Below are 19,645 nucleotides of genomic sequence, written 5' to 3'. Positions count from 1 at the left end.
ATAATTATCCTCTAAAAATTATCACATCATTTATCGCTGTAAACACAGATTGGAGATTTTCGATTTTTTCATTAGAAATATATTCGTTTTCCCCTGATAACAACTCAATGATTACAGCTTCTTTTCTATTTCTGAATAACACAATTATAATTATTAAGACACCTAAGAAGGTGATTATCCATCCTATAGATGGGGGATTAAGCAGAAAAATCATTATTAGTCCGATTAATGTAAAGGCAATGCCAATCCAAGGTGGTTTTATTTCCTCTCGATCCAATTCTACTGAGCAAACAGAACTTATAGCAATGGTTTTGTTCCCTACAACTAATCTAGTACTGGTTATTAAAATATCATCATTTTCCAAAAATACATGTTCTTCCATGATTTTGCCCTCCTTGTACAAATTATAATATATTCTATAAAAAGAGGATATATTTAACATTTATAGAATGGTATATTTGCACTACATAAAACAGGAGGAATAGTAAATGAGAATCAGGAAAGTGTTAGTTTTAAGTTTTGTTGCTTTATTTATGTTTTTGTTTTCAACAAGTGATGCATCAGCAAAGGTAATGTGGGGAAAAACGGAACTAAAACAGGGGCAGATTGGAAAGGTAACGATTCTAAGAGAAACGCCAGTTGTTAAGCTAGATGATAAAGGAAACATATCATCAGTAGTCAAAAGAGCGCATAAAGGTGAGGAATTTAGAGTTTACTCTTATCAAAACAAATTTGGTGGCTTATATGGTTTAGGTGGAGGACTATTTGTTCAAAAGAACGAAGTAGGAGTTAAGTATGAGACTCCATCCAAGACAAAATTAGCATTATTAGAAGGTAAGACTACTCAACCAGATAAACCAAAAGAAAATATTGATAAGGAATATTCCTTACTAAATGCAGAAATGGACAGTCTTATCAAGGATATTAAGAGTGGAATTTCTCAAAAAGATTTTGCAACTAGGAGCAATTCAATAAATGAAAAGCTTATTAAGTTTCCTCAAGGTAAGCAAGGAAAATTCGAATTAGAAGATAAATACAAAAAACTTTTTGAAATGCCTGAAATTCAATTCAAACGTATAATTTTTGAATTTAGTGATGGGCAAAGAACTCTTTATTCAAATAATGATAAATTTGGAGAATACACAATGTTTAAGCATTTTACCTTTGAAGGTAAACTGTATTTAAATAAACGAGTTATAGAAGATGTGCAATCTGTTGCAATTGGTTTTTATGATTTCGAATCAAAAAATCTACCCGAAGATTTTAAAGGTATAACGTGGGGCAGAGGAACTATCTTTACAGATGAGAGGAAATACATTGACAATTCAAGTTTAGATTCTCCCTATTATATTGTTTATAAACTATTAAATCCTAAAAACAATAAAGAATTAATTATTGAAGATAAGAGAAGTAGACAAGGTTATTACAATTGGGATGTATTAAATCCATATTCAATTGAAGATTTTACAAGTATTTTAGATTTAGATGTTAGCTATACTTACGATAAACAAAATCATACTTTGACCTTTAAATTTCCAGAACCATTGAAAGAGCCATATCGAATAGGACAGTAAGAAAAATGATTATCTTTTCCCTCTTTATTAGAGGGATTTTTATTTGACATCATATTATAAGAGATATCGAATATAATCCGAATGATTCAGAACTTGTTTCACAAGGTGAACAAAATTTGATCCTCCCACTTTAAATGGGGGTTCAGAAGTAAGTTGTGAATTGTTCAGAAGCTAACCCTCAAATTTGGGAGACAGGGTATTACAAATTTGCAACTCCCTACAAATGATACAGTTTGAGGATATTGTGGAGTAGAGGTTGAGGAATAATAATATTAAATTATTTCTTCTATTATATACAGAAAACTCTTGATAATGATCAGGTACTGTGGTTAAAATGGTAATAACATCTTATGCAATTGACCAATAAATAAACTAAATACAAACCGATAAACTTCTTAATTTTAATTATTATACAAGTCCATCAAACCCTTATATACCAACGTTCTATACAGTGAGTATGTCAAAAGCAAAGCCAACGAATAGTGAATTTATTGCGATGGTCGCTGATAAATTAAGGTTGGAACATAAAGCTTCTTGAAAGAGTTAGAAATCATTTTAACCATATCTCATAATCTGCGTTCTCAAATTGGGAGCGCTTTTTTATGGATTAATCTTGTTTTTCTTTTTTATCTAGTTCCATCATTTTTTGAAGCAAAATATGCTGAGGCATATGCATGATTTGCTCAATAGGAAGCTTTAATTTTTCTGCAAGCTTTATGGCTGTTTCTGGTGAAATTTGTAAATGTTTCATCATTTTATCATCCAATTCATTAAAAAAGGGTTGATTTTATGACACTTATTTTTGCACATAGAGGCTACTCGCACCTTTTCCCTGAAAACACCATGATAGCTTTTAAAGAAGCTGAATACGCTGGTTCTGATGGGATCGAACTAGACGTTCAACTAACAAATGATGGTGAAATCGTAGTCATCCATGATGAAAAAGTAGATAGGACAACGAATGGGAAGGGCTTCGTAAAAGATTTTACATTTAAAGAGTTAAGAAAGCTAGACGCGAGTTATCAAAAAAAAACATTTCTAAAAAAAGAACCCATTCCTTCATTATTTGAAGTTTTGGAATGGATGAAAACGAACCATATTATTTGTAATATCGAACTAAAAAATGGTGTTTTTCCATATGAAGGCATGGAGGAAAAAGTAATAGCTCTAGTCCGTTTCTACAACATGACTGATCGTGTTATTCTTTCTTCATTTAACCATTATAGTATTGTAAAGTGTTACAGAATGGCTCCTGAAATAGAGACAGCACCATTGTTTTCAGAAGGTCTTTATATGCCGTGGATATATGCAGAATCAATTGGAGCAAAAAGCATCCATCCAAAATATACAATTGCCAAAACGGAATTAATTAAGGTTTCTATGGAATACGGAATTGCTGTTAGGCCTTATACAGTAAATAAGGAAAATACGATGCACCGATTATTTGCTGCAAGATGTTCAGCGTTTATAACGGACGACCCTGTAAAAGCAATAAAAATTAGAGAGCAGTATTGTTAAACATTATATTGAATAAAAAAAGCATGGCGTTTTAAAATGACCTTTACTTCGGGTGCATTTTAATTTTGCCATGCTTTTTTATTTTCTTTGAAAACGTACTTGTACTTTATTTCTTTTTCGATCACGGTAGAGGATAAAGCCAGCCACAAAGCCAAGACCAATTAGAAATAGAAGAAGCCCAGTAAGAAATTGAAGCCATAAGAATGGGAATGGACTTAGTAAATTGCCAAACACCATATCCCTCATTAATTTTATTCCATATACAGCCAAAAAACCGGGTATTAGTAGTATCAGTAAAGCAATAATTCTAACCATAGGAGATTCCCTTCGTTCAATAATTGCATTCATAAAAAATAATAAATCAATAAGGAAATTTGTCAAGCCATATAATTATGTATAAAATATAACTATATGAAATAATTTGCATAAAAGATAGGAAATTCATGAAATAAATTTCAAACAAAAGAGGTATACAACGTATGCAAACAGTTATGATTGTTGGTGCAGGTAAAGGTGGTACGGCGATCTTAAGAATAATGAAAGAGACAGCAATGTTAAAAGTGATCGCTGTTGTCGACAGTAATCCGAATGCATCGGGCATATTTATGGCAAAGGAAGAAGATATTCCTACAGGAACAGACTGGAGAAAATTTATTAACAATGACATTGATATCATTATAGAGGTAACTGGAAATCAAGATGTTTTTCTTGAACTTAGGGAAGCAAAAAGGAAAAACTCAGTATTAATTCCAGGAAGTGTAGCATTTTTAATAGCTAAGCTGATTGAGGAAAAAGAGGATTTAATTTCACGTATTCAAAATGAAAAATTTAAACATGATTTAATTTTTAACTCAACGGGCGATGGAATGGTTGGGATCAATAAGGATTTCGAAATTATTCTAATTAACAAAAGTGCTGAAAAGATGATTGGAACAAAAAGAAAGGAAGCACTTGGTAAGCATATTCTCGATGTGATATCCAAAAGTCACTTACAAAGGGTATTAGAAACAAGGAGGATTGAGGCAAATCAGGAGCTTATTTTAGATAATGGCTTAAAGGTCATTACGACAAGAATTCCAATGGTTGATGAAAATGGCGAACTTATTGGGGCGTTTTCTGTTTTTCGAGATATGACAGAAGTAATGAATCTTGCTGAGGAAATCACCAATTTAAAAGAAATTCAAACAATGCTTCAAGCTATTATCCAATCCAGTGACGAAGCCATTACTGTAGTTGATGAAAACGGTAGAGGTCTTTTGATTAACCCTGCCTATTCTAGAATCACTGGTCTATCAGAGGAAAAAGTAATAGGAATGCCAGCAACCGCTGATATTTCAGAAGGTGAGAGTGTGCATATGAAGGTTCTGCAAACGCGTAGAGCAGTAAGAGGAGTGGCTATGCGTGTAGGACCAAAGAAAAAAGAAGTCGTGGTAAATGTTGCTCCCGTCATAGTTGATGGAAAAATAAAGGGAAGTGTCGGGGTTATTCACGATGTTTCAGAGATTGAAGCCTTAAATAGAGAATTAAATCGAGCAAGGCAAATCATTCGAAATCTTGAAGCAAAATACTCGTTTGAAGATATTATTGGAATGTCAGAGGAAATGACGATTGCAATTGAACAAGCGCGTTTAGGTGCAAAAACACCTGCAACAGTATTGCTAAGAGGGGAATCAGGAACAGGTAAAGAGCTTTTTGCACATGCAATTCATAATGGCAGTGATCGAAAATATAACAAATTTATTCGAGTAAATTGTGCTGCATTATCAGAATCATTGCTAGAGAGTGAGCTTTTTGGCTACGAGGAAGGAGCCTTTTCAGGTGCGAAAAGGGGAGGAAAAAGAGGACTTTTTGAAGAAGCAAATAATGGAAGTATTTTTTTAGATGAAATTGGCGAGTTATCTGCTAATACTCAAGCAAAACTATTAAGGGTCCTGCAAGAAAAAGAAATTACACGTGTTGGTGGGACAAAGCCGATTCAGATAAATGTGAGGGTAATAGCTGCAACAAATGTAAATTTAGAAAAGGGAATTGCAAACGGAACTTTTAGGGAAGACTTATATTATCGGTTAAATAGGATGCCAATTCATATCCCTTCATTAAGAAAAAGAAAGGAAGACATTCCTTTACTGTGCAGCCGGCTCATTCAGAAAATTAATCAAGAATATGGCCGGAATGTTGAGAGTATCTCTGAAACAGCATTGAAGAAATTAATGATGTATGATTGGCCTGGAAATGTAAGGGAATTAGATAATATTCTGGGCAGAGCTATTATTTTTATGAGCTACAATGAAAATGTTTTAAATGACCATCATGTACCAGAATTAGTAAAGACTGAAAGTCATGCACAAATTCATGCAATATCAACGAATTTTGAACAAGGACAAACATTAGCACAACTTGTCGAAAAGTATGAAAAAAGAATGATTTTACAAATGCTAGAAAAAACAGATGGAAATAAAACCGTTACAGCAAAGTCTCTTGGTCTATCTGTAAGAAATTTATACTATAAACTCGAAAAATACGGGATTGCAAATAATGGCGTGCAATAATTTTCATAATGCGCAATTTTTTTCATGTGTCATTGATGTAAAAAAAGCGTTTTCATTAAGGATTCAACTTGGCACACTTCTTGCATTTTAAATAGTGTAATGTTGCAACACGTTTTGAAAAGGGGTTGAGACAGACATGGAATTGGATTCGCTTATACAGAGAGCAACCCAATATGAAGAAAAAACTGTAGCAGTTGCTGCCGCAGAAGATCATGAAGTCATTGAAGCCGTTTCTGAAGCAGTAAAACGGAACTTGGCAAAGTTCTTATTATTTGGAGATAAAGAAAAAATTCTTCAAATAATGGAAGAGCACGGTAGTCTTGCTTCAAGTGAAAAAATTCAAATCATTCATACGAACTCAAGCAGTTCTGCTGCTGAGCATGCTGTAAAAGCAGTAAAGTTGAATGAAGCAAATGTCTTAATGAAGGGGAATGTTCCGACTGCTACCATATTAAAGGCTGTTTTAAACAAAGAATATGGTTTGAGAGCTGGAAGTGTTTTATCCCACGTAGCTGTTTTTGAAGTGCCAGGCTATGATCGGTTCACCGTTGTTACTGATGCAGCAATGAATATTGCACCAGATTTAGATCAAAAGGCACAAATTATCAAAAATTCAGTTGGGATTGCGAGAAGTATTGGCATTGATAAACCACTTGTAGCTCCTATAGCTGCTGTTGAGGTTGTAAATCCTGCTATGCAAGCAACACTTGATGCTGCAGCATTATCAGTGATGAATAAGCGTGGACAAATAACAAATTGTATTGTTGATGGCCCACTTGCTTTAGATAATGCCGTGTCTCAAATCGCTGCTGAACATAAAGGAATAAAAAGCGAAGTCGCTGGACAAGCTGACATTCTATTAGTGCCAACGATTGAAGTTGGTAATGCACTTTATAAATCGTTAATTTATTTTGCAAAAGCAAAAGTTGGAGCTGTTATTGCAGGAGCAAAAGCACCGATTGTGCTAACATCGAGAGCAGATTCTGCAGAAAGCAAACTATATTCTTTAGCATTAGCAATTTGTTCTGCTAAATAATTGGCTACATAGCCAGTTTTAATTAAAATACGATAAGAATTTTGAGGAGGAATATTCAAATGGAAATTTTCAAATATCTAGAAAAATATGATTATGAGCAAGTGGTTTTTTGTCAAGATAAAACATCTGGTTTAAAAGCAATTATTGCTATTCATGATACTACATTAGGGCCAGCACTAGGTGGTACTCGTATGTGGACATATGCTTCAGAAGAGGCAGCTATTGAGGATGCATTACGTCTTGCAAAAGGTATGACTTATAAAAATGCTGCTGCTGGTCTTAACCTTGGTGGTGGTAAAACAGTTATTATCGGCGATCCTAAAAAGGATAAAAACGAAGAAATGTTCCGTGCATTTGGCCGTTACATCCAAGGCTTAAATGGACGCTATATTACAGCAGAAGATGTTGGTACAACTGTTGCTGATATGGATCTAATCCACGAAGAAACTGATTATGTAACTGGTATTTCACCAGCATTCGGTTCTTCAGGTAATCCATCTCCTGTTACAGCTTACGGTGTGTACGTTGGTATGAAGGCTGCTGCTAAAGCTGCATTTGGAACTGATTCATTAGAAGGTAAAGTTATTGCTGTACAAGGTGTAGGTAACGTAGCATACAACCTATGTAAACATTTACACGAAGAAGGCGCACAATTAATCGTAACTGACATTAATAAAGAAGCGGTTCAACGTGCAGTTAATGATTTCGGTGCAAAAGCAGTTGACCCTGACGAAATTTATGGTGTTGAATGTGATATTTACGCTCCATGTGCTCTTGGTGCGACTGTTAATGACGATACAATTCCACAATTTAAAGCAAAAGTGATTGCTGGATCAGCTAACAACCAATTAAAAGAAGAGCGTCATGGTGATGTAATCCATGAAATGGGAATCGTTTACGCACCAGATTATGTAATCAATGCTGGTGGTGTTATTAACGTAGCTGATGAACTATACGGATATAATGCTGAGCGTGCAATGAAAAAAGTTGAAGGACTTTATCAAAGCATTGAAAAAGTTGTTGAAATTTCAAAACGTGATAATATCCCAACATATGTTGCAGCTGACCGTATGGTAGAAGAAAGAATTGAAAGAATGCGTAATTCTCGCAGCCAATTCCTTCAAAACGGTCACCATATTTTAAGCCGTCATAAGTAATAACTGAATAATAAGTGCTGAGCATTCAGTGACTTAATCTCATATAGAAGTAATGGATAACCTAGTAATCGCTCACCGAATTAGATGTTTCGTCTAATTTGGTGAGCAAAATCGCTTTTCTAATGGAGGTTTAATTGTGCTAGAACAAGACCATCGAATTCTCGTTATCAACCCAGGCTCAACTTCAACGAAAATTGGAGTATTCGATAATGATATTTCTATTTTAGAAAAAACATTACGCCACGATACAGATGTCATCAACTCATTCGAAAATATTATTGATCAGTACGAATTCCGTAAAAAGGTCATCCTTGAAACATTAGATGAAGAAGGATTTAATGTTTCTAAGCTAAGCGCCGTATGCGGACGAGGCGGTTTATTAAGACCGATTGAAGGCGGAACATATGCAGTAAATGATGTCATGCTAAAGGATCTACGAGAAGGTTTTGCAGGACAGCATGCGTCAAATCTTGGTGGAATTTTAGCATATGAAATTGCTACTGCATTAAATATCCCATCATATATCGTTGACCCGGTTGTTGTTGACGAATTAGCTCCAATTGCACGCATTTCCGGTTTTTCTCTAATCGAAAGAATAAGTATTTTTCATGCTTTAAATCAAAAAGCTGTAGCAAGAAGAGTAGCAAAAGAATTAGGCAAAAAATATGAAGAATTAAACTTAATTATTACTCACATGGGTGGAGGTATTACAGTTGGTGCCCACCTTAAGGGAAAAGTTATTGATGTAAATAATGGTTTACACGGAGAAGGCCCTTTCAGCCCAGAACGTGCTGGTACAGTTCCAGTGGGTGAATTAGTTTCATTATGTTATTCCGGTCAATTTTTCCGTGAAGAAATGATGAAGAAGCTAGTTGGACAAGGCGGACTTGTTGGCTATCTAGGTACAAACGATGCTGTTAAAGTTGAAAAAATGATTGAAGACGGCGATGAAAATGCGAAGCTTGTCTATTCAGCAATGGCATACCAAGTGGCAAAAGAAATTGGTGCTGCAAGTGCTGTACTTAATGGAAAAGTAGATGCCATTATTATTACAGGCGGACTTGCTTACGGTAAAGATTTTGTTAAAGAAATTAGCGACCGTATTAATTGGATTGCAGATGTAATCGTCCAACCTGGAGAAAACGAATTACAAGCTCTAGCAGAAGGAGCGCTTCGAGTTCTTCGTGGTGAAGAAAATGAAAAAGAATACCCAGGTAATGTAAATAAAGCAGCAATTGTTCAGTAAGGAGGAAATAAAGTGGCAGAAGAATACGATTTAGTCATACTAGGTGGAGGAACAGGTGGATATGTTGCGGCCATTCGTGCTTCACAGCTAGGTTTAAAAACAGCTCTAGTCGAAAAAGGAAAACTTGGTGGCACATGCTTACACAAAGGATGTATTCCAAGTAAAGCATTACTAAGAAGTGCAGAAGTTTACGCTACAACAAAACGCAGTGAAGAATTTGGTGTTTCAGCAAGTGATGTAACAGTTAACTTTAGCAAAGTTCAAGAGCGTAAAGGGAAAATTGTCGACCAGCTTCATAAAGGTGTTCAGCATTTAATGAAGCAAGGGAAAATTGATGTTTTTGAAGGAATTGGTCGTATTTTAGGACCATCTATCTTCTCTCCACTGCCTGGAACTATTTCTGTAGAAATGAACAACGGTGAAGAAAATGCAATGCTTGTTCCTAAGAATGTCATCGTAGCTACAGGCTCTCGCCCTAGAAGTTTGCCAGGTTTAGAAATTGGCGGAAATGTAATGACTTCTGATGAAGCACTTGCAATGGAAGAGATTCCAAACTCAATTATCATCGTTGGTGGTGGAGTAATTGGAATCGAATGGGCTTCTATGCTTTCTGACTTTGGGGCAGATGTTACGGTAATTGAATATGCAGACCGTATTATCCCAACAGAGGATAAAGAAATTTCTAAGGAAATGCAGCGCCTAATGAAGAAGAAAGGCATAAATATTATTACAAGTGCTAAAGTTCTTCCAGAAACTCTTAAGCAAACAAAAGGAAATGCAACAATTTCTGCTGAAGTTAAGGGTGAGCAAAAAGAATTTACAGCAGCAAAAATTCTTGTATCTGTTGGCCGTCAAGCTAATACAGAAGGAATCGGAATTGAAAACACAGATATCCAAGTGGAAAAAGGTTATATTGTAACAAATGAGTTTTTCCAAACGAAAGAATCTCATATTTATGCAATCGGGGATGTAATTGGCGGACTTCAGCTTGCACACGTGGCTTCTCATGAAGGAATTGTGGCAGTTGAACATATTGCTGGTCAAAATCCATCACCAATTGACTATTCACTTGTTTCAAAATGTATTTACAGTGCACCAGAAGCTGCAAGCGTTGGGTATACTGAAGACGAAGCAAAAGAGAAGGGCTTTAAAGTTAAAACAGGTAAATTCTCATTCCGTGCCATCGGAAAAGCTCTTGTCTTTGGTGAATCAGACGGCTTCGTGAAAATTGTTGCTGACGAAGAAACAAACGACATTCTTGGCGTTCATATGATTGGACCACATGTGACAGATATGATTTCAGAAGCAGGTCTTGCGCGAGTTCTTGACGCAACACCTTGGGAAGTGGCACATACGATCCATCCACATCCAACATTATCTGAAGCAATTGGTGAGGCTGCATTAGCAGTTGAAGGTAAAGCAATCCATTCTTAATTGTATTTTAGGAGCCTCTTTAGGGGCTCCATACATACTCATTTAGGAGGTTATAAAATGGCTAAAAAAAATCGTCATAAAGATTTAGGTTTAAGTGATGAAAAAGTATTAGAGATGTATGAAACCATGCTATTAGCCCGTCGTATTGATGAGCGTATGTGGCTTTTGAACCGTGCTGGGAAAATTCCTTTCGTAATTTCATGTCAAGGTCAAGAAGCTGCTCAAGTAGGAGCTGCTTTTGCGCTTGAAACAGAGAAAGATTATGCACTGCCTTATTATCGTGATTTGGGTGTAGTTCTAACTTTTGGTATGACTCCGAAAGATTTAATGCTTTCTGCATTTGCTAAGGCTGAAGATCCAAACTCAGGTGGCCGTCAAATGCCTGGACATTTTGGTCAAAAAGAAAACCGTATCGTAACAGGCTCTTCACCAGTTACAACACAAGTGCCACATGCTGTTGGTATTGCATTAGCAGGAAAAATGGAAAAGAAAGATTTAGTTACATTTGTAACTTTCGGTGAAGGATCATCTAACCAAGGTGATTTCCATGAAGGAGCAAACTTTGCTGGAGTTCACAAACTTCCTGTTATCTTTATGTGTGAAAATAATAAATATGCAATTTCAGTGCCAATTGAAAAGCAATTAGCTTGTGAGAAAGTATCTGATCGTGCAATTGGCTATGGTATGCCGGGAATTACTGTTGATGGTAATAATCCACTTGAAGTTTATCAAGCTGTTAAAGAAGCAGCTGATAGAGGCCGTCGTGGTGAAGGACCAACATTAGTTGAGACAGTATCATACCGTTTAACACCACACTCTTCTGATGATGATGACCGCAGCTATCGTTCGCCAGATGAAGTAGCAGAAGCAAAAACGAAAGACTCTATTATAACTTTTGGTGCTTATTTAAAAGAAGCAGGAGTTATGGATGATGCGAAAGAAAAGGAAATTAATGATCGTATAATGAGTTTAGTGAATGAAGCGACAGAATATGCTGAAAATGCACCATATGCTGAAGCGGAACATGCATTGAAATACGTTTATGCTGAATAGTAAGGGGGAACAAAAATGGCTGTAATTTCTTATATTGATGCGGTTACTATGGCTATCCGCGAAGAGATGGAAAGAGATCCAAAGGTCTTTGTTTTAGGTGAAGACGTTGGAAGAAAAGGTGGAGTATTCAAAGCTACTCAAGGCTTATACGACAAGTTCGGAGAAGATCGTGTACTTGATACACCACTTGCAGAATCTGCTATTGCCGGAGTTGGTATTGGTGCTGCTATGTACGGCATGCGCCCAATTGCTGAAATGCAATTTGCTGATTTCATTATGCCAGCAGTAAACCAAATCATTTCTGAAGCTGCAAAAATCCGCTACCGTTCAAACAATGATTGGACATGTCCAATGGTTATTCGTGCACCATATGGCGGCGGAGTTCACGGTGCATTATATCATTCCCAATCTGTAGAAGCAGTTTTTGCTAACCAGCCTGGTTTAAAAATCGTTATGCCTTCTACACCGTATGATGTTAAAGGCTTATTAAAAGCAGCAATTCGCGATGAAGATCCAGTACTTTTCTTTGAACATAAACGTGCTTACCGTTTAATTAAAGGTGAAGTTCCAGATGATGATTATGTATTACCAATTGGAAAAGCAGATGTGAAACGTGAAGGTGAAGACATTACTATAATCACTTACGGATTATGTGTTCATTTCGCACTTCAAGCTGCTGAAAAATTAGCAAAAGATGGCATTTCGGCTCACGTTCTTGACTTAAGAACGATTTATCCTCTTGACAAAGAAGCAATCATCGAAGCTGCTTCAAAAACGGGTAAAGTATTACTATTAACTGAGGATAATAAAGAAGGCAGCATTATGGGTGAAGTAGCTGCGATTATCGCTGAAAATTGCTTATTTGAGCTTGATGCTCCAATTATGCGTCTTGCAGGTCCTGATGTACCAGCTATGCCATATGCACCAACAATGGAAAAATACTTTATGGTTAATCCTGATAAAGTAGAAAAAGCAGCTAGAGAGCTTGCTGAATATTAATAGAAAAGCTGAAACGCTTTGCAGTGGAACGTCGACTAAAAGCAGCCAAGTCCTGTGGCAACGTCGGCACTAGTACGTTCTGTACGTTGATGGTAGATAATAAGAAATGCTGAAGAGCCTAGCTATATAAATTTTAACACCAAGACACTCAAATGTTAGAAGGAGGTCAATTCCATTGGCTATCGAACAAATTAAAATGCCTCAATTAGGGGAAAGTGTTACAGAAGGTACAATTAATAGATGGTTAGTATCAGTTGGCGATAAAGTAAATAAATATGACGCACTTGCGGAAGTAACAACAGATAAAGTAAATTCAGAAATTCCATCCTCCTTTACCGGTACGATTAAAGAATTAATTGCTGCTGAAGGTGAAACATATGAGGTTGGTGCAGTAATACTTACGATCGAAACAGAAGGCGGCGGTACAGAAGAAGCAGCTCCAGCTCCACAAGCAGAAACACCAGCTGCTGCGGCAAGTGCTGCACCAACAGCGGCAGCTACTCCTGCACCTGTAGCAGAGGATGGCAGCAAAGTTCGCTATTCACCTGCTGTATTAAAGCTTTCTCAAGAGCATGGTATTGATTTAAATCAAGTAGCGGGTACTGGTGCCGGCGGCCGTATTACTCGTAAAGATTTAACGAAAATTATTGAGTCTGGAAATATTCCAACAGCAGCTACTGCTGCACCAGCTGCACCTGCACAGGCAGCACCAGCAGCAGCTCCAGCTCCTGCAAAACAAGCTGCACCTGCTCCAAATGTGCCAGTTGTATCAGGTGACATTGAAATTCCTGTTTCTGGTGTTCGTAAAGCAATTGCAGCTAACATGCTTCGCAGTAAGCATGAAGCTCCACACGCTTGGACTATGATCGAAGTGGATGTTACAAATCTTGTTAATTACCGAAATTCCATTAAAAATGAATTCAAGAAAAAAGAGGGCTTCAACCTTACTTTCTTTGCATTCTTCGTAAAAGCTGTTGCTCAAGCACTTAAAGAGTTCCCACAAATTAACTCAATGTGGGCTGGCGACAAAATCGTTCAGAAGAAAGATATCAATCTTTCTATCGCAGTAGCGACAGATGATGCATTATTTGTACCAGTTATTAAAAATGCTGATGAAAAAACAATCAAAGGCATTGCACGTGAGATTGGCGAGCTTGCAGGGAAGGTTCGTGCAGGTAAGTTAACTTCAGCTGAAATGACAGGTGGTACATTCACTGTAAATAACACTGGTTCATTTGGCTCCATTCAATCAAATGGAATCATTAACTATCCACAAGCAGCGATTCTTCAAGTGGAATCTATTGTGAAGCGTCCGGTTGTTATGAATAACGGAATGATCGCTGTCCGCGATATGGTCAACCTATGTCTGTCACTTGACCATCGTGTACTAGACGGTCTTATTTGCGGCCAATTCCTTCAGCGCGTAAAAGAAATTCTTGAAAATACTTCAAAAGAAAATACATCTGTATATTAATACGGACTTTCTAAATAAAAGGCTGCCGAAAAAGACTCGGCAGCCTTTTTAAGTACTCACTATAAGGGGCACTATTCCTATCCTAAACTGCGCAAAAGGTCATAAAAATGTGAACTTTAACAATAAAGTTAGGAACTCTGACAATATCATTAGATTTTGAAAAATAAATTCTTAGAACGGACAATAAGACTAATAATTGGACAAAAAGAATGAGCGAAACAGAATTTTATTTGTGAGGTTCCTTAATATTGGAGACAGAACCGTAATTGCTTGTTTTAAATATGTATAATAAAATATTAATGTCATGATTTTTATGAATTTTGATATAATTCCGCTCCAATGGAAAGCTTCTCTAGCTAAAACCTCCAGTAAAAAATGGACGGTCTTATGTATCTATGAAGGGAGGGAAAGCTGTCTGCTTTAGACAGTTAATATGACACTAAAAGATATGGTAAATGAATCATTTCAAACATATTCACTTGATGATTGGGCACAAAAAGCAGAGGAAGCATTGAAAGGAAAAGCAGTTAATTCCTTAAAAACAAAAACATTTGAAAACATTGAATTGAAACCGCTTTATACGAAAGAGGATCTTGAACACCAAAAAATATCTCAATTTCCAGGACAAGCAGATTTTCGTAGAGGGAATAATTCCCTTGGTTATGTTACAGAAGAATGGAAAATCGCGCAAAAAATTGAAAATGGAGAAGAGTTCCAAGAAAAACTATTGTCTGCTCTTGATAAAGGACAAACGGCCATAGCCTTTAATGCAAATAAAATAGAACTGAACGACATTAAAGCGCTAGCTGAGAAAGTATACACAAAATACCCATTCAGTGTGGAAGCAAATGACAATCAAAGTCAAATTCTCTCCATATTATCCAATCTAGCGAATTGTGATAAAATTTCTGGTTATATTGCCGCTGATCCATTAGCTTCGGCTGCGATTCAAGGTCATGCACCAAATAATGAAGCCTATGACAATTGGGCAGAAGCCATTCAATCGGCAGATAGAACGATTCCAAACCTTCGGACTATTCTAGTTAATACAAGTGTTTATCATAATGCTGGCGGAAACGCTGTTCAAGACCTTGCTATTGCACTCGCCACTGCAGTGCACCATATACAGGAGCTCCTTCTTCGTGGTTTAAAACTCGAAACAATATTATCAAAAATGGTTTTTAAGTTTTCTATCGGTGCTAACTTCTTTATGGAGATTGCAAAGCTTCGTGCTGCAAGGCTTCTTTGGAGTAAGGTAACAGAAGCATACGGTGCAAAAACGGAAGATCGTAAAATGGTCATTACTGCTGAAACATCCTCTTTTACGAAAACGGTTTATGACCCTTATGTCAACTTGCTAAGGGCAGGTAACGAAGCATTTGCAGCAGTTCTAGGTGGAATTCAATTTCTACATGTCAGCCCATTTAATGAGCCTGAAGGGGAACCAACTTCTTTTTCCGATCGAGTCGCTCGCAATACACAACTGATATTAAAAAATGAAGCTCATTTAGAAAAAGTAGTTGATCCCGCTGGCGGCTCTTGGTATATCGAGAGCTTAACCAATGAGTTAGCGGAAAAGGCATGGGCATTATTTCTTCAAATCGAAGAAAAAGATGGTATTGGAAATGCTCTAAAATCTGGCTGGCTTCATGCTCAAATCGAAGAAGTGTTACAGCGAAGAAATGAAGCTATTTTTACACGAAAGCAAAGTATTATTGGTACTAATATTTATGCAAATATACATGACCAGCCTTTAAAAAATGCAAAAAACATATTAACAACAGTAATACCGCAAATACGTCTATCTGAGCCATTTGAAAAACTGCGGAAAACGGCAGAAAACATGGAGCAAGCAGGATTAAAGCCTACAGTAGGTCTTATTTGTCTTGGAGATCTAAAGGCACATAAAGCTAGAGCGGATTTTATTACTGGATTTCTTGCTCCAGGAGGAATTCACGCACTAAAAAGCGAGAATATAGGAAAGCCAGAATTGGCAATCCAATTCATTAAAGAAGCAAATCTAAACCATTACATTATTTGCGGTACGGACAAGCAATATGAGGAAGCTGCATTAGAAATCGTACGTTTAATTAAAGATGAAAAAAGAAATGTAAAAGTTTTTCTAGCTGGGCGTCCTGAGAAAGAAATGCAGGAGCAATTAAAGCAAGCTGGAATCGATCAATTTATTCATATACGTAGCAATTGTTTCGACATTCTTTCTTCTCTGTTAAAGGAAATGGAGGTGGCAAGCAATGACTAATAAACCCGATTTTAAAACTGTTTCCCTTTTCGAAGGAAACCAGTCAGCTAAAGAAACGTGGAAAGAGAACGTAGATCAAGACTTGAAGGTATCGATTGATGATCTTCTTTTCGAAACAAATGAAAAAATCTCGTTAAAACCTATTTATACGGAAGAAGATTTAGAAGGTTTACAGCATTTAGATGGAATACCAGGGCTTCCTCCTTATACACGAGGTCCTTATCCAACGATGTATGTTAATAGGCCTTGGACGGTCCGTCAATATGCAGGATTTTCAACAGCTGAAGAAAGTAATGCCTTTTACCGCCGGAATCTTGCCATGGGACAAAAAGGGCTTTCTGTAGCATTCGATCTTGCTACACATCGAGGTTATGATTCGGATCATCCACGAGTTGTTGGGGATGTAGGGAAGGCGGGAGTTGCCATTGATTCAGTTCTTGACATGAAAACACTCTTTGACGGAATTCCTTTAGATCAAATGTCCGTTTCGATGACGATGAATGGTGCTGTTTTGCCTATTATGGCCTTTTATATTGTTACCGCTGAAGAGCAAGGAGTCAGTCAGGAAAAATTATCAGGTACAATTCAAAATGATATATTAAAAGAGTATATGGTTCGTAACACATATATTTATCCACCAGAAATGTCGATGAAAATTATCGCTGATATATTTGAATATACATCCAAATATATGCCAAAGTTCAATAGTATAAGTATTTCCGGCTACCATATGCAGGAAGCAGGGGCACCCGCAGACATAGAGCTTGCTTATACGCTTGCGGATGGCTTGGAGTATGTAAGGACAGGACTAAAGGCAGGGATTGAAATAGATTCCTTTGCGCCAAGACTTTCTTTTTTCTGGGCCATCGGAATGAACTATTTTATGGAAGTCGCCAAAATGCGTGCTGCACGATACATTTGGGCGAAAATGATGAAAACATTCGGACCGAAAAATTCGAAGTCTATGGCTTTGAGAACACATTCACAAACATCGGGCTGGAGTTTAACAGAACAGGATCCATTTAATAATGTTACCCGTACATTAGTTGAAGCACATGCAGCAGCAATGGGGCATACTCAATCACTTCATACGAATGCTCTTGACGAAGCCATTGCCTTACCAACTGACTTCTCTGCACGTATCGCACGGAATACGCAGCTTTTCCTCCAGGAAGAAACGGGTATTACAAACGTAATCGATCCATGGGCTGGGTCTTACTATGTGGAGTCTTTGACTGACGAATTAATCAAACGTGCATGGGAGCATATAGAGGAAATTGAAAATCTTGGTGGAATGGCGAAAGCGATAGAAACTGGCCTGCCAAAAATGAGAATTGAAGAAGCGGCCGCAAGAAGACAAGCTCAAATTGACTCTGGAAAGGAAAACATTATCGGGGTTAATAAATATCGTCTTGATCAAGAAGAGCCAATTGAAATTCTTGATATCGATAATACAGCTGTCCGCTTGAAGCAGCTTGAAAAGCTTGAAGGTTTAAAAGCTTCACGTGATGAAGAAAAAGTAGTACAGGCATTAGAAGCGATTACAAAAGCAGCGGAAACAGGAGAAGGAAACCTGCTTGAGCTTTCAGTTAATGCGGCAAGAGTACGCGCAACTTTGGGAGAAATATCCGATGCCATCGAAAAAGTCGCAAATCGTCATAAAGCGATCATTCGCTCTATTAGCGGAGTCTACAGCTCAGCTTTCTCTAATGAAGAAGAAATTACGGAAGTAAAGCAAATGACGGATGACTTTTTAGAAAATGAGGGCAGAAGACCTCGAATTCTCATCGCAAAAATGGGTCAGGATGGACATGACCGTGGAGCAAAGGTTATTGCTACCGCTTTTGCGGATTTAGGCTTTGATGTTGATATTGGTCCATTGTTCCAAACACCAGAAGAAACGGCAAGACAGGCTGTTGAAAATGATGTCCATGTAATTGGGATCAGCTCTCTTGCAGCAGGCCATAAAACACTTCTTCCTCAGCTGGTTGAAGAACTTGAAAAGCTTAAAAGGGAAGATATTCTCGTTGTAATAGGCGGGGTTATCCCTGCTCAGGACTATCAATATTTATATGAGCATGGAGCGGCAGCCATTTTCGGCCCTGGTACAGTTATTCCAGTAGCTGCTCAAAAAGTGATTCGCGAAATCTATAGCCGCCTCGGTTATGAGGAAGTATCAAATGGATAAAGACAAAAAACCTGAATGGTTTGATGGGAAAAATCCTGACGATTTTACTAGCATCGTTCGAAAAGGTGTTAAGGTGCAGCAAGAAACTGCTTTTGTGAAAAATAGAAAGTTTCAAAAGAAAACTAGATCCGAATTGAAAGCTAATGAATTAGCTGAAGGTATTCTTGAAGGAAATCGAACAGTGCTAGCCAAGTCCATAACACTAATTGAAAGCAATGCAGAGCATCACTTTCGAAAGGCGCAAGACCTTTTGCAAAAGCTGCTTCCTTATTCGGGCAATACTATTCGTATTGGTATAACAGGTGTACCTGGTGCGGGAAAAAGTACATTCATCGAAGCCTTTGGAACGTTTTTATGTGATTTAGGATTAAAGGTTGCTGTTCTTGCTGTTGATCCGAGTTCTAGCATTAGCGGAGGCAGCATCTTAGGTGATAAAACAAGAATGGAGCAGCTTTCGCGAAATCCGAGGGCATATATCAGGCCATCACCATCTGCAGGTAAGCTTGGCGGAGTTCATAGAAAAACGAGAGAAACGATGCTCCTATGCGAAGCTGCAGGCTTTGATGTCATTCTTGTTGAAACCGTCGGTGTTGGGCAAAGTGAAGTGATTGTCAGGGATATGGTTGATTTTTTTATGCTTCTCGTTCTTACTGGTGCAGGGGATGAATTACAAGGAATGAAAAAAGGGATCATGGAGCTTGCTGATGCAATTGTTGTCAACAAAGCAGACGGGTCAAACAAAAGGCTTGCTTTAAAAACAATGGCAGAATACAATCGGATTCTTCATTTCCTTCAGCCTGCAACAAAAGGATGGGAAACAAATGCAGTCACTTGCTCATCCATCTATCATGAAGGTTTGCAGGAAATATGGGAATTGATCCATACTTTTGAGGAAAAAACAAAGACTTCAGGTGTGTTTGAAGAAAGAAGAAGGGTGCAAACAAAGGAATGGCTTTACTCCATGATTGTGGATCATCTGCAATTCAGCTTTTTCTATCACAAAAAAGTAAAGTCTCTCCTTCCAAAAATAGAGAATGAAGTTATTTCTGGAAATCGGACAGTAACCTCAGCAGTAGAAGATTTATTCAGAGCTTATTCAGAAAAAGAGACATAAAAAGCTACCTTATTGGCAGCTTTTTCATGTATGAATATCACTT

16 protein-coding genes and 1 pseudogene are annotated in these 19,645 nt (G+C 37.3%); 14 read left to right on the top strand and 3 right to left on the bottom strand.

The window, feature by feature from the left end:
* Nucleotides 1-4: 4 nt before the first annotated feature.
* A complete protein-coding gene (locus KHA94_RS13385) occupies nt 5-382 on the bottom strand; it encodes a DUF6232 family protein (protein WP_213102637.1) in 378 nt (125 codons plus the stop codon).
* A 106-nt stretch (nt 383-488) separates the two neighbouring features.
* On the opposite strand from KHA94_RS13385, the gene KHA94_RS13380 reads away from it, so the two are divergent.
* Nucleotides 489-1,574, top strand: a complete 1,086-nt coding sequence (locus KHA94_RS13380; protein WP_213102636.1) for a hypothetical protein — start codon at nt 489-491, stop codon at nt 1,572-1,574.
* 445 nt (nt 1,575-2,019) lie between these two features.
* Nucleotides 2,020-2,112 (top strand): annotated as a pseudogene (locus tag KHA94_RS13375) (sporulation transcription factor Spo0A); the annotation flags it as partial.
* A gap of 69 nt (nt 2,113-2,181) precedes the next feature.
* Here the strand turns inward: KHA94_RS13375 and KHA94_RS13370 are convergent.
* Nucleotides 2,182-2,325 carry a YycC family protein gene (locus KHA94_RS13370; RefSeq protein ID WP_213103244.1) on the bottom strand — a complete coding sequence of 48 codons (144 nt, stop codon included), beginning with the start codon at nt 2,323-2,325 and terminating at the stop codon, nt 2,182-2,184.
* A gap of 38 nt (nt 2,326-2,363) precedes the next feature.
* Between KHA94_RS13370 and KHA94_RS13365 the strand changes: the two genes are divergently transcribed.
* Nucleotides 2,364-3,092 carry a glycerophosphodiester phosphodiesterase gene (locus tag KHA94_RS13365; RefSeq protein WP_213102635.1) on the top strand — a complete coding sequence of 243 codons (729 nt, stop codon included), beginning with the start codon at nt 2,364-2,366 and terminating at the stop codon, nt 3,090-3,092.
* Nucleotides 3,093-3,170: 78 nt separating this feature from the next.
* Here the strand turns inward: KHA94_RS13365 and KHA94_RS13360 are convergent, their stop codons facing one another.
* Entirely contained in the window at nt 3,171-3,407 is a 237-nt protein-coding gene (locus KHA94_RS13360) for a DUF2627 family protein (RefSeq protein WP_213102634.1), read from the bottom strand.
* 164 nt (nt 3,408-3,571) lie between these two features.
* Between KHA94_RS13360 and KHA94_RS13355 the strand changes: the two genes are divergently transcribed.
* From KHA94_RS13355 to meaB, 11 genes are all read left to right on the top strand, one after another.
* On the top strand, nt 3,572-5,641 hold the full coding sequence (locus tag KHA94_RS13355; RefSeq protein WP_213102633.1) for a sigma-54 interaction domain-containing protein: 2,070 nt from the start codon (nt 3,572-3,574) through the stop codon (nt 5,639-5,641).
* A gap of 136 nt (nt 5,642-5,777) precedes the next feature.
* A complete protein-coding gene (gene yqiS / locus KHA94_RS13350) occupies nt 5,778-6,677 on the top strand; it encodes a phosphate butyryltransferase (RefSeq protein WP_213102632.1) in 900 nt (299 codons plus the stop codon).
* Nucleotides 6,678-6,736: 59 nt separating this feature from the next.
* Nucleotides 6,737-7,834 (top strand): branched-chain amino acid dehydrogenase, encoded by a 1,098-nt coding sequence (gene bcd / locus KHA94_RS13345; protein WP_213102631.1) that lies wholly within the window; start codon nt 6,737-6,739, stop codon nt 7,832-7,834.
* A gap of 136 nt (nt 7,835-7,970) precedes the next feature.
* Nucleotides 7,971-9,080, top strand: a complete 1,110-nt coding sequence (buk, locus tag KHA94_RS13340) for a butyrate kinase (RefSeq protein WP_213102630.1) — start codon at nt 7,971-7,973, stop codon at nt 9,078-9,080.
* 12 nt (nt 9,081-9,092) lie between these two features.
* On the top strand, nt 9,093-10,514 hold the full coding sequence (gene lpdA / locus KHA94_RS13335) for a dihydrolipoyl dehydrogenase (RefSeq protein ID WP_213102629.1): 1,422 nt from the start codon (nt 9,093-9,095) through the stop codon (nt 10,512-10,514).
* A 57-nt stretch (nt 10,515-10,571) separates the two neighbouring features.
* Complete coding sequence (locus KHA94_RS13330) at nt 10,572-11,567, top strand: thiamine pyrophosphate-dependent dehydrogenase E1 component subunit alpha (RefSeq protein WP_213102628.1); 996 nt, start codon at nt 10,572-10,574, stop codon at nt 11,565-11,567.
* Between the two features lie 15 nt (nt 11,568-11,582).
* Complete coding sequence (locus KHA94_RS13325) at nt 11,583-12,566, top strand: alpha-ketoacid dehydrogenase subunit beta (RefSeq protein ID WP_213102627.1); 984 nt, start codon at nt 11,583-11,585, stop codon at nt 12,564-12,566.
* 175 nt (nt 12,567-12,741) lie between these two features.
* Nucleotides 12,742-14,040 carry a dihydrolipoamide acetyltransferase family protein gene (locus KHA94_RS13320; RefSeq protein ID WP_213102626.1) on the top strand — a complete coding sequence of 433 codons (1,299 nt, stop codon included), beginning with the start codon at nt 12,742-12,744 and terminating at the stop codon, nt 14,038-14,040.
* Nucleotides 14,041-14,473: 433 nt separating this feature from the next.
* On the top strand, nt 14,474-16,300 hold the full coding sequence (locus KHA94_RS13315) for a methylmalonyl-CoA mutase subunit beta (protein WP_213102625.1): 1,827 nt from the start codon (nt 14,474-14,476) through the stop codon (nt 16,298-16,300).
* The gene (gene scpA / locus KHA94_RS13310) at nt 16,293-18,488 is read left to right on the top strand and encodes a methylmalonyl-CoA mutase (RefSeq protein ID WP_213102624.1); all 2,196 of its coding nucleotides are present in this window, start codon (nt 16,293-16,295) and stop codon (nt 18,486-18,488) included. The genes KHA94_RS13315 and scpA overlap by 8 nt, the downstream gene beginning before the upstream one ends.
* On the top strand, nt 18,481-19,602 hold the full coding sequence (gene meaB, locus KHA94_RS13305; protein WP_213102623.1) for a methylmalonyl Co-A mutase-associated GTPase MeaB: 1,122 nt from the start codon (nt 18,481-18,483) through the stop codon (nt 19,600-19,602). The genes scpA and meaB overlap by 8 nt, the downstream gene beginning before the upstream one ends.
* Nucleotides 19,603-19,645: the final 43 nt, after the last annotated feature.

Origin of the sequence: Cytobacillus citreus (genome assembly GCF_018343665.1) — a bacterium.
GTDB lineage: Bacteria > Bacillota > Bacilli > Bacillales > Cytobacillaceae > Cytobacillus > Cytobacillus citreus.
This window is presented reverse-complemented; position numbering and strand designations above follow the sequence as displayed.